This is a genomic window from Methylobacterium variabile, assembly GCF_001043975.1.
Classification (GTDB): Bacteria; Pseudomonadota; Alphaproteobacteria; order Rhizobiales; family Beijerinckiaceae; genus Methylobacterium; species Methylobacterium variabile.
The window spans coordinates 1-10,953 of sequence record NZ_LABY01000256.1 but is presented as its reverse complement, the minus strand read 5'-3'; the positions used below and the strand labels follow the sequence as shown (position 1 = coordinate 10,953).

General features: G+C 72.0%; 14 protein-coding genes. 6 read left to right on the top strand and 8 right to left on the bottom strand.

What is annotated here, in order from left to right; genetic code table 11:
• Positions 1-586: 586 nt before the first annotated feature.
• Complete coding sequence (locus VQ02_RS29600) at positions 587-1,375, bottom strand: enoyl-CoA hydratase/isomerase family protein (protein WP_048447834.1); 789 nt, start codon at positions 1,373-1,375, stop codon at positions 587-589.
• Positions 1,376-1,660: 285 nt separating this feature from the next.
• On the opposite strand from VQ02_RS29600, the gene VQ02_RS39555 reads away from it, so the two are divergent.
• The 5 genes from VQ02_RS39555 to VQ02_RS29575 all read left to right on the top strand — a co-directional run bounded on the left by VQ02_RS39555 (position 1,661) and on the right by VQ02_RS29575 (position 6,707).
• The gene (locus VQ02_RS39555) at positions 1,661-1,972 is read left to right on the top strand and encodes a DUF3140 domain-containing protein (RefSeq protein WP_280818977.1); all 312 of its coding nucleotides are present in this window, start codon (positions 1,661-1,663) and stop codon (positions 1,970-1,972) included.
• Between the two features lie 230 nt (positions 1,973-2,202).
• Positions 2,203-3,435, top strand: a complete 1,233-nt coding sequence (locus VQ02_RS29590) for a COG3904 family protein (protein WP_048447832.1) — start codon at positions 2,203-2,205, stop codon at positions 3,433-3,435.
• A gap of 193 nt (positions 3,436-3,628) precedes the next feature.
• Positions 3,629-3,820, top strand: a complete 192-nt coding sequence (locus tag VQ02_RS29585) for a hypothetical protein (RefSeq protein WP_157080865.1) — start codon at positions 3,629-3,631, stop codon at positions 3,818-3,820.
• Between the two features lie 4 nt (positions 3,821-3,824).
• A complete protein-coding gene (locus VQ02_RS29580; protein WP_048447830.1) occupies positions 3,825-4,292 on the top strand; it encodes a YaiI/YqxD family protein in 468 nt (155 codons plus the stop codon).
• Positions 4,293-4,376: 84 nt separating this feature from the next.
• Complete coding sequence (locus VQ02_RS29575; protein WP_048447829.1) at positions 4,377-6,707, top strand: FdhF/YdeP family oxidoreductase; 2,331 nt, start codon at positions 4,377-4,379, stop codon at positions 6,705-6,707.
• Positions 6,708-7,037: 330 nt separating this feature from the next.
• Here the strand turns inward: VQ02_RS29575 and VQ02_RS39880 are convergent, their stop codons facing one another.
• The 5 genes from VQ02_RS39880 to VQ02_RS29555 form a co-directional block, all read right to left on the bottom strand.
• Positions 7,038-7,241 (bottom strand): hypothetical protein, encoded by a 204-nt coding sequence (locus VQ02_RS39880; protein ID WP_280818976.1) that lies wholly within the window; start codon positions 7,239-7,241, stop codon positions 7,038-7,040.
• Positions 7,238-7,510: an MgtC/SapB family protein gene (locus VQ02_RS39875; protein ID WP_280818975.1), complete on the bottom strand. Its 273-nt coding sequence runs from the start codon at positions 7,508-7,510 to the stop codon at positions 7,238-7,240. The genes VQ02_RS39880 and VQ02_RS39875 overlap by 4 nt, the downstream gene beginning before the upstream one ends.
• A 13-nt stretch (positions 7,511-7,523) precedes the next feature.
• On the bottom strand, positions 7,524-7,751 hold the full coding sequence (locus tag VQ02_RS29565) for a DUF551 domain-containing protein (protein WP_048447828.1): 228 nt from the start codon (positions 7,749-7,751) through the stop codon (positions 7,524-7,526).
• Positions 7,752-7,809: 58 nt separating this feature from the next.
• Complete coding sequence (locus VQ02_RS29560) at positions 7,810-8,013, bottom strand: hypothetical protein (protein WP_048447827.1); 204 nt, start codon at positions 8,011-8,013, stop codon at positions 7,810-7,812.
• 81 nt (positions 8,014-8,094) lie between these two features.
• Positions 8,095-8,844 carry a MauE/DoxX family redox-associated membrane protein gene (locus VQ02_RS29555; protein ID WP_048447826.1) on the bottom strand — a complete coding sequence of 250 codons (750 nt, stop codon included), beginning with the start codon at positions 8,842-8,844 and terminating at the stop codon, positions 8,095-8,097.
• Between the two features lie 70 nt (positions 8,845-8,914).
• Between VQ02_RS29555 and VQ02_RS29550 the strand changes: the two genes are divergently transcribed.
• Positions 8,915-9,319 carry a MerR family transcriptional regulator gene (locus tag VQ02_RS29550; protein WP_425339937.1) on the top strand — a complete coding sequence of 135 codons (405 nt, stop codon included), beginning with the start codon at positions 8,915-8,917 and terminating at the stop codon, positions 9,317-9,319.
• A 7-nt stretch (positions 9,320-9,326) separates the two neighbouring features.
• On the opposite strand, the gene repB is transcribed toward VQ02_RS29550, so the two are convergent.
• Positions 9,327-10,385, bottom strand: a complete 1,059-nt coding sequence (gene repB, locus VQ02_RS29545) for a plasmid partitioning protein RepB (protein WP_048447825.1) — start codon at positions 10,383-10,385, stop codon at positions 9,327-9,329.
• On the bottom strand, positions 10,382-10,953 hold a 572-nt coding region (locus VQ02_RS29540; protein WP_048447824.1), incomplete at its 5' end, for an AAA family ATPase. The genes VQ02_RS29540 and repB, both read right to left, overlap by 4 nt.

The window sequence follows — 10,953 nt, the reverse complement described above, 5'->3', positions numbered from 1 at the left end:
TCGGCCGGGCCGATCAACACGCCCCGACGCGAGAGATCCGGCGATGACGCTGGGCTTTCTTGCGTCGGAGCCTGCTCCCCTCTCGGAACGGCATTGACACCCTCCCCTGTCATCCGGCGCCGCGCCGTCGAACGGCCTCGTTCGACGGGGCACACCAAGCGAATAATACCCTCGCGCCTTCGCATCGACACGTCGATGCGAAGGCGTCCGGGGCATCAGCGCCGGCGCCCGTTCGGGCTTGCCTTGCGCCTCCGAACGGGTCCGTTCGAAGGCGCGGCGGTATAAGCCTGCGTCGAAGGCGCCAGGCGCTGATGCGCCGAACGCTTTCGCGTCAGGGCGAAAGCGCAACGGTGTCGGAGATGTCGAGCCGCTTCGATCGACGGCCCCGGTCAGGCAGGCCGATCAAACCCGGCACGTGAGCGATCTCGAAGCCCGCGCCGGCCTCATGCTGCAGAACGCCAACGCCGCGGTCGCTTGAGGTGACCCGCCGAGCCCCGCACGGCAGCCCGGCGAGCTGGGCGTAGCCTGCGGTCCGTTCGCCCGTAGCAGGGATTTGCCCGGCCGGAGCAGACGGGCCCTGCCCTCGTCAGCGCCCGGTCCAGCGCGGCGGGCGCTTGCCGAGGAACGCCTCCATGCCCTCGCGAAAATCGTCGCTCGTGTAGCATTGCAGGATCAGGTCGTCGCCGGCCTCGGAGGGAGCCTCGTCGCGGACGCGGCGCAGCCCCTCCTTGGTGGCGGCGAGCGTCAGCGGCGCGTGGCCGGCGACCAGGCGGGCGAGATCGGTCGCCCGCTCGCGCAGGGCCTCGGCATCCTCCACCACCTCGCTCACCAGGCCGATCGCCCGCGCCTCCTCGGCCGCGACCAGGCGGGCGGTGAAGATCATCTCCTTCACCCGCGCGGCGCCGATCAGGGTCGAGAGCCGGCGCAGGTTGGCGACCGAGAGGCAGTTGCCGAGGGTACGGGCGATGGGGAAGCCGAAGCGGGCGTCGCGGGTGGCGATGCGAAGGTCGCAGGACGCGGCGATCGCCGCCCCGCCGCCGGTGCAGGCCCCGGCGATCGCCGCGATCGTCGGCTTGCGGCAGCGTTCCAGCGCGCCGAGCACCCGGTCCATGAAGCGCTCGTAGCCCAGCGCGTCCTCGGCGGTGGCGAAGGCGCGGAACTGCGCGATGTCGGTGCCGGCCGCGAAGGCCTTGTCGCCCGCCCCCTGGATCACCACCGCGCGGATGGCCGGATCGGCGTCGATCTCCCGGCTGAGGCCGTGCAGGCCCTCGTACATCGCGAAGGTCAGGGCGTTGCGCGCCTGGGGCCGGTTGAGGGTGATGCGGGCGATGCCTTCGGCATCGACCGCGTAGAGCAGTTCGTCGGTGTCGGTCATGGCGGTGATCGGGTGTCCGGCTGCGTCGAGACCCAAACGTAGCCTGCGTGTGCGGGGCCGTCTCCCACCCCGATGTCCCGCCGGCGACCGGCCGCCGCGGCCCAACCGCCGGAGCGCACCCGCCGCCGTGACGTTGATGCGCACCATCCGCGACGGAGACGAGCCGTGAGCAAGCAGGCGCAGACCGGAGAGACGCACGACAACTCGCAAGACGACACTCGGCGAGACGACACTCGGCGAGACGACACTCGGCGAGACGACACGTGGACGGCCTTCCGCGAGGCCGTGAACATGACGCCGGGCGAGCTGGAGAAATGGCTCGACACCGAGGAGAGCCGGTCGGTCGGCTGGAGCGGCGGGAGCAAGAAGGAGGGGCCGGAGGGCGGCGAGTCGGTCGGGCACCACCAGGGGCGCCGGATCGTCGAGATCAAGCACACCAGGAAGGCCGATCTCACCGACGACGACTACGCCGACATGCGCAAGGTCGTCGCCTACGTCAAGCGACACCTCGCCCAGGGCGGGCCGAAGGAGGACGCGAAGACCTCGCGCTGGCGCTACTCCCTCATGAACTGGGGGCACGATCCGCTGAAGGATTGAGGCAACTCGGCCACAGCGACATGGTGGCGCGGACCAGCGCTCAAGTTTCTCCCGCGCCGCCGCCTTCCGGAGAACAGTATCCGCCCCAGGATGCCGTTGGCGGAACGAACCACGCTCCGGCCTAAGTTCGGCCCGGATCTTGCTGACCATGCCTCATACCTCGGGATCTTCGCATCGCCGCGCCGATGTGGCTGACTGGGGTCAAGCACAAAGGGGCATGGGGGACCGTGATGGCGGGATCGGGTGTGCGGCGGGGCCGGGTGCTGGCCGGCGCGGGGATCGTGCTGGCCTGCCTCGGCCTCGCCGCGGTGACGGGCGCCCAGACGCCGGCCTTCGGAGGGCTGTCGCGCAACCTCGAGACGGTCCTGCACATCGACGGCAACGGGCCGCCGACCCGCCTCACCCTCGGCCCCGGCGGCAAGGACGTGCGGCTGTGGGGCGACCTCAACGACGGCGCGGCGGCGCGCCTGCGCCGCCTGCTCGATGCGAATCCGGGCGTGGTGCGCCTGCACCTGACCAGCGACGGCGGCCTCGTCGACGAGGGCGTGGCGGTCGGCGAGCTCGTGGCGGAGCGGGGCCTTGTCACCTACGTGCCGGATTACTGCGTCTCGGCCTGCACCCTTGCCTTCGTGCGCGGGCGCGAGCGGGTGATCATGGACGACAGCCGGATCGGCTTCCACGCCCCCTACGAGCCCGGCAGGTTCGGGGAGATGGTCCAGGTCGATTCGAGCGACGAGCGCGGGCGCTACCTCGCCGCCGGCCTCGAACCCGCCTTCGTCGACCAGGCCCTCGCCACCCCCTCCCGCGAGATCTGGATCCCCGATCCGGGCCGCCTGCGCACCGCCGGGGTCGTCACCCGGGTGGTCGGGCCCGGCGAGCTGCCGGACTCGACCCTCGACGACGACGACAGCCAGAGCGGCGCCCGGGCCGCGGCGCTCCGGGCGGTCGACCTCCTCGCCGCCTTCGCGGCGCACCGGCCCCAGGTGCTCGACCGGATCGCCGCGCGCTACCGCGACGGCTATCGCCAGGGCCGCAGCGAGAGCGAGGGCCTCGACCTCCTGCGGGCCGAGGCGGGAGGCGCGATGCGGGCGGCCTTCGCGGGCGCCGACGACGCCACCGTCGCGGCCCTCGGCCAGCTCCTCCTCGACGCCATGGCGGCGAGCGGGAGCGAGGAGGCGTGCCGCGCCATCGGCCAGGGCGGCGACCTCGTGACCGCGGCCGAAGCGCTGGCCGGCCACGGTGTGGCGCGGATGCGGGCGCTCCTCGACCGGACGCTCGCCGGGCCGGCGCCGATCCTGCCCGTGGTGGACGCGTCCCGGCCCGGCCCCGCGCAGGGCTGCGCCGACCTGCGCCGCCGCCTCGCCGGGATGCTGGGCCGGGGCGACGCCCCGCGGCTGCGGGTGGCCCTGTTCGGCCGGGCGGCCCGGCGCCTGGAGGCCTCGGCCCTACCCGGGGAGCACTAGTCACACACCGTTAACCCTCTTCCGCGACCCTGCCGGCGCCGCTCGGCCCGCCGGGCGGCGAGAGCGGCGGTTCGGCCAGAAGCCCCCATCCACCACGCGCCGGGCCGTCGCACTCCCCTCCCCTTCCCGGGTGCTCGCCACGGCGCACGCGTTCGTGCGAGACCTGCGCGACACTCGCTCGCAAAGGATGCCGATGCACCTCGTCGTGACCGCCCACACCACCAACGGCCCGCTCTCGCACCAGCGCACCTCGCCCGAGGGCGCCCTGGAGAAGGCGCAGGAACTCGAGGCCGAGGGCCACGACCGCGTCGTGATCACCGACATCACCGGCCGCGACTACGCGCCGCCGGAATTCGACAGCCTCTTCCTCAATCCCGGCACCTGAGCCGATGGATCCGCTGACGATCTACGTCGACGCCGATGCCTGCCCGGTGAAGGACGAGGTCTACCGCGTCGCCGGCCGGCACGGCGTCCACGTCGTGGTGGTGGCGAACGCCGTCCTGAACCTGCCCCGCGAGCCCTGGATCGAGCGCGTGGTGGTGTCGGGCAACCTCGACGCGGCCGACGACTGGATCGCCGAGCGGGCCGGTCCCCGATCGATCGTGGTCACCGCCGACGTGCCCCTGGCGAGCCGCTGCGTGAAGGCGGGGGCGACCGTGCTGGCCCCGAACGGCAAGGGCTTCACCGACGCCTCGATCGGCATGGCGCTCGCCACCCGCGACCTGATGCAGTCCCTGCGCGAGGCCGGCGCCGTGACCGGCGGCCCGAAGCCCTTCTCAGCCAGAGACCGCTCCGCCTTCCTCGGCGCCCTCGACCGGGCGGTGATGCGGCTGCGGCGCAACGCCTCCGGCAGCTGAGCCGGGCTCCCGCGAACTTCCCTACTCCCCGCGGGTTCCCTGTCCGCGGCGGCCTCCCTTCGCCTGCCGCAGGGGAGAACCGGCATGTCGGTCGAGGAGAAGACGGTCCATTACGACAGCCCGGCCGGCGGCTGGGGCTCGGTGCGCGGCATTGCCGAGATCTTCGGCAAGGAATGGGCGACCCCGCTCGCCACCGAGACCTTGTTTCGGCAGAACAAGCCGCACGGCTTCATGTGCGTGTCCTGCTCCTGGGCGAAGCCCGCCAATTACCATCCGTTCGAGTTCTGCGAGAACGGCGCCAAGGCGACCCTGTGGGAGCTGACCACCCGGCGCTGCACGCCGGACTTCTTCGCCAAGCACACCCTCACCGAGCTGCGCGGCTGGAAGGACTACGACCTCGAGCAGCAGGGCCGCCTCACCCACCCGATGCGCTACGATCGGGCGAGCGACAAGTACGTGCCCTGCGGCTGGGACGAGGCGTTCCGGGAGATCGGCTCGGAGCTGCGCCTGCTCGATCCGAAATCGGTGGTGTTCTACTCGTCCGGGCGGGCGAGCCTCGAGACCTCGTACCTCTACGCCCTGTTCGCGCGCCTCTACGGCAACAACAACCTGCCCGATTCCTCCAACATGTGCCACGAGACGACCTCGGTGGCGCTGAAGAAGGTGATCGGCGCCAGCGTCGGCACCGTCGTGTTCGACGATCTGTCGAAGTGCGACGCGATGTTCTTCTTCGGCCAGAATACCGGCAGCAACTCGCCGCGCTTCCTGCACCCGCTGCAGGAAGCCGCGAAGCGCGGCGTGAAGATCATCACCTTCAACCCCGTCCGCGAGCGCGGGCTCGAGAGCTTCACCAACCCGCAGAGCCCGGTCGAGATGCTGGCCGGCAAGGAGACCCGGATCAGCGCGCAGTACCACCAGGTCCGGCCCGGTGGCGACATCGCGGTCCTGCTCGGCCTGTGCAAGCACGTCTTCGCCGCCGACGACGCCGCCAAGGCGACGGGCGAGCGCGTCCTCGACGTCGACTTCATCGCCCAGCACACCACCGGGTTCGAGACGTTCGAGGCCAAGGTCAGGGCGACGCCCTGGACGGAGATCGAGCGCGAATCCGGCCTCTCGCGGGCCGACATCGAGGCCGCAGGGCAGGTCTACGTCGAGGCCGAGCGGGTCTGCGCCTTCTACGGCATGGGGCTGACGCAGCACGTGAACGGCTTCGAGAACGTCGCGATGGTCGTCAACCTGCTGCTGCTCAAGGGCAATATCGGGCGCGAGGGCACCGGCGTGTCGCCCGTGCGCGGCCATTCCAACGTTCAGGGCCAGCGCACCGTCGGCATCTCGGAGAAGCCCGAACTGGTGCCCCTCGACCGGATCGCCGCGCAGTTCGGCTTCGAGCCGCCGCGGGACAAGGGGATGAACACCATCGAGGCGAGCGAGGGCATCCTGTCGGGCAAGGTCCGCAGCTTCTTCGGGCTCGGCGGCAACTTCGTGCGGGCGATCCCCGACCACGACCGGATGGAGAAGGCCTGGACGCGGATGCGCCTGACCGTGCAGGTCGCGACCAAGCTCAACCGCTCGCACCTCGTCAACGGCGAGATCGCCTACCTGCTGCCCTGCCGCGGCCGCACCGAGGAGGACCGCCAGGCGAGCGGGCCGCAGGCGGTCACCATGGAGGACACGTTCAGCTGCATCTACGGCTCGCTCGGTCGCCGCACCCCGGCGAGCGACTTCCTGAAGTCCGAGGTCGCCATCGTGGCCGGCATCGCCAAGGCGACGCTCGCGCCCAACCCGAGGGTGACGTGGGACGCGTGGGTCGGCGATTACGGGCTGATCCGCGAGGAGATCGCCCGGACCTACCCGGAGGAGTTCCACGACTTCAACGACCGGCTCTGGATCCCCGGCGGCTTCTACCGCGGCAACTCGGCCCGCGAGCGGATCTGGAAGACCGAGAGCGGCAAGGCCGAGTTCACCGCCCCCGCGGTCCTGTCGGCCACGGGCTTCCCCGACGAGCCCGGCCGCTACCGCCTCATCACCATGCGGTCGAACGATCAGTTCAACACCACGATCTACGGCTACAGCGACCGCCTGCGCGGGATCGAGGGCACCCGCGACGTGCTGCTGATGAACCCGGGAGAGATCCGCCGGGCGGGCCTGCGCGAGGGCCAGGTCGTCGCCCTGATCGGCGATGCCGGCGACGGGATCGAGCGGGAGGTGACCGGCCTCACGGTGACGCCGTTCGCCCTGCCGGACGGGTGCCTGGGCGCCTACTATCCCGAGATGAATCCCCTGATGGCGCTCTCGCACCACGACGTGCAGTCGAAGACGCCGGCGGCGAAGTCCGTGCCCGTGCGGATCAGGCCCGGCGGCGGGCCGAAGGCCGACCGGCTCGAGCCCACGGGTCACGCGGCGCACCCGGCCTGACAGCCGGCCCGGCGGGCACGGGGAGACGAGCCCCCTCCCCCGTCGGGCCGGTGCGCTTGAGCAAGAAAGTGCCAGACCGCTGCGAATGACGCACAATTGTGCTTGTGCGGACGTGAATCGCCGGCTACGACTGTGATCACAGACACGAATAAGGCCGCCCTCGAGAGCGGCCCGAAGTCTGGGGAGGAAAGCCCTCGAGGAGGGCAAGCACCGTCGCGACGCCATCGCGGCGGTGCTTTCCGTTTTTGTCCCACATCCTGCTGTGTTCCACGCCGTGACCGGCGGCGCAACCCGGCCAAATGGGCAAGATCGCCGGCAGCGCTGCGGTCATCAGCCCTCCTCTCGCTCCTCGCGGCTGGGCAGACCGACGCTGTCGAGCAGCGTGAGCACGATCAGGATCGTCAAGCCGAACCCCATCGCGACTGCGAGCAGCGCGAACTGCGCGGCCCCGGCGACGATGCCGGCGGAGGCCGCGAACCAGATGCTCACCGCTTTGGTCAGGTTCTTTACCGCGCGGCGGGCGACGACGATCATTCCAGCGGAGATGAAGCCGATCGCCTGGCGAGTCCCTGGATGACCCGCAGGGGATCGGCGTCCCCGCCCTGCTGGCGCACCACGGCATAGAGGCTGAGCGCCGAGGTCGTGATGAGGGCCGAGCTGAGGCTGACCAGGGCGTGGGTGCGCAGGCCCGCATCCTTGCCACGCCACTCACGCTCGATGCCGAGGGCCAGGCCGCAGACGGCGGCGGCCCCGAGGCGCCAGACGATCTCCTCGAGGGTGAAGGCTGTCGCGTCAGGCAGCATCGCCCCTGCTCCCTCAGCCCTCCTCCCTCCCCGGCTGCGGCGGCTCCGGGAACGGCATCCAGTGGGTGAACGCGTCCGCCGCGTAGCCATACTCCGTGGTGGCGACGTGCCAAGGACGGCCGTCCCCGGCCCGCCCGGGATCCCAGCGGATCACGGCGCGCCGGTCCGGCTCGTCCTGGTGGATGGCGATGATCCAGCGGCCATCCTGGGGGGCGCGATCGATGGTCCTCCAGTCGGGCATCGGGGACTCCGCGGCGCGTGCGTCGGGGAACCAACGCTCCGGCTCCGCAAGCGTTCGCTCAGCGGGGCGCGGTGCCGCGCCTCAGGCGCTCGCCCGCCTCGCACTCGCGCAGGAAGGTCGCCCTGCCCTCGCCGGTGATCCCGGTCCGGTCGGCCTGGGCCTCGCAGACCCGGCGCTCCTCCGACGGGGCAGCGGCGGGTGCGTCTTCAGCCAGTACGGCCGTCGGCACGAGGGCGGCGGCGATCAGGAGAGCGTGGCGCATGGCGGGCCTCGATGCGGGCGGGGTTTAATGGAGGGCCATCGCCGGCGGCGCCGGATGGTTCCGGGCCCCCGGGCGCCCGGCTCAGTGGGCTGTCGCCGCCATCCAGACCGCCATCGCGACCATCATCAGGTTCTCGGTCAGCGAGACGAAGCCGAGCGGCACGTTGCTGCCGCCGCCGACGCAGGCGCATCGGAGCGCGCGCCGGTCGAGGTAGACCGCCTTGAACACCGAGACCGCCCCGATGCCGCCGATGAGCAAGGCCACCGGGACCGAGATCCAGGTCAGCACGCCGGCGACCATCAGGATGCCGGCGAGCGCCTCGGCATAGGGATAGAGGGAGGCGTAGGGCACCCAGCGCCGGGCGAGCAGGTCGTAGCCCAGGAACATCGTCGCGAAGCTCTCGACGTTCTGGAGCTTGAGGATCGCCAGCACGCACATGCTGAAGCCGACGAACCACTCGGCCGCCCGCAGGGTGAGCGGCGTGTCGTAGGCGGCCTGGCTCGCCGCCAGCGCCATCAGCGCGGTCATGCCGAACAACGCCGCGACCGGGCGGTAGCTCACCGCGTTCGGGTCGCGCACTGCCCGGCCGAGATGGCGGCGCAGGTCGTCGTAGCCGCCGACGCGCTCGCCCGCGATGAACACCTGCGGCGTCGTCTTCACCCCGTGATCGGCCTTGAAGCGGTCGGTCTCCGCGCGGGTGGTCAGCAGATGGTCCTCGACGGCGTAGCCGGCCTGGACGAGCAGGTGGCGGGCCTTCAGGCCGTAGGGGCAGACATGGGCGTCCGTCTCCATGCGGTAGAGCGTGGCCGTGCGGGTGGGTGTGGTGCTCATCGGGCAGCCTCGTCGGGTGTCGCCAGGAGGCCGATCGGCTACCATCCGTACCATGCTACGGAGTCAAGCCATGTCCCCCGCGATGACGGCCGACCTGACGATCGCCGGCCTCGCCCGCGCCGGCACGGTCGGGGTCGAGACGATCCGCTACTACCAGCGGCGCGGGCTGCTGCCGGTGCCGGCCCGGGCGGGCGGCATCCGGCGCTACGGGCCCGACGCGGTCAGGCGCCTGCGCTTCATCCGCTCGGCGCAGGGAGCGGGCTTCACCCTCGAGGAGATCGCCGAGCTGCTGGCGCTCGATGCCGGCGAGGACCGGGCCCGGGCGCGGGAGCTCGCGCAGGCGCGCATCGCGGCCCTGGACGCACGGATCGCCGAGCTGACGGCGGCCCGCGACGCCCTCGGCCGCCTCGCCGCCGCCTGCGGCGCCACGGCGAGCGGCCCCTGTCCGATCCTCTCCGCCTTCGAGCCGGAATGAGCCGGCCTCACGGCCGCGAGCGGCCCGCCCGGTAGGCGGCAAGGAGCTCCGGCATCCGGTCGAGGACGTAGTCGGCGAGGCCGGGCTCCAGGGTCTCGTCGAAGGACAGCGCGACCCGATCGGGCGTGCGCTCGATCCGGGCGATCCCGCGCCCCGCCTCGTCGCTCCAGACCTGCGGCGCCGGCCGCGGGGCGGCGGGCGGCGCGAGGGCGGTGAGCACCGCGGCGAAGCGCTCGTTGGTCGGCTTCGCCTGGAAGCCGGGATCGGCGAGGATCCCCGCGACCCGGCCAGGACGCGCCGCCTTGATCCGCTCGGCGAGCAGCATCCAGCGCGGCCGCCCGGCGGCGGGAGCCGGGCCGATCGCCCGGACGACCTCCGCCGGCACCGTGCGGGCCACCGAGATCAGGGTCGAGAGGTCGCCCTTGCCGACGCCCATCGCGGCGGTGATCGTGGCGCGGGGAAAGCCGTGCTCCTCGAGCCGGAGGGCGAAGAAGGCCCGCTCGATGTAGCTCAGGTCCTGGCGCTCCAGGTTCTCCTTGCCCTGCGCCACCACCAGCTCGGCATCGCTCAAGGGACGCACCACCGCCCGGACCGGACGCGCGAGGCTGCGGGCGGCCTGGATCCGGCGGCGCCCGTAGGCGACCTGGAATCGGTCGGCGGCCTCCGGGTGCGGCCGCACCAGGATCGGCACCTGCTGGCCGCTCTCGCGGATGCTCTCGACCAGGGCGGCGAGCCCGGGATCGTGGGCGTCCGCGACCCGGTCGGCGATGAAGGAATCGTCGATCCGCTCGGGCGCGATCTCGACCACGACCGTGCCGGCCTCGATGTCCGCTGCGGCATCGGCCCGGGCGGCGAGGCCGCGGAGCGTGCTGCTCATCGCCCGCACCGGGCCGCTGCGGCCGCGATCCGGGCCGCGCGGGTTTGCAGCTGCGAACTCGGGCTCGGCGGGAGCCGCGTTTGCAGCTGCAAACGCCTCGGGCTCGGGAGACGGCGGGGAGGCGGGCTGGGGAGGCTTCGCCGCCGGACGGGCGCCGAACAGCGCGTCGAGGTTCGACTTCCGGCTCATGGCCGGCCCCAGGCGCGGCGGATCAGGCCCTCGATCTCGCCGTTGACCGCCTCGAGGGATTCGAGGGCCCGGTCGTAGGTCGAGCGGGTCACGCTCTCGCGGCCGATCTCGTAGAGGGTCTGCTTCGACAGGCCGGCATCCGACACGGCGGACGACTTGAGCATCGGCGCGGTCAGCACCGCATCCTCGAACAGGGTGCGCAGCATGCCGACGATGCGGGTCTGCGGCGCATCCTGCTGCTCGTAGCGGGTCACGAGGTAGCGCAGCCAATCGTATTGCAGCCGCCCGCCGGATTCCGCCACCACGCCGAGCAGGTCCTCGGTCATCGCCAGGAACTGGCTCATCGAGGCGACGTCAAGCATCTGCGGATGCACGGTGATCAGGAGCGAGGTCGCGGCGCACAGCGCCGAGAGCGTCAGGTAGCCGAGCTGGGGCGGGCAGTCGATGACGACGACGTCGTAGGCCTCCGCCACCGTCTCGATCGCGTGGGCGACCCGGTCGAAGAACAGCGGCTCGCCGGTCCGGCGGCGGCTCAGCGCCCGGGGCGTCTCGTGCTCGAACTCCATCA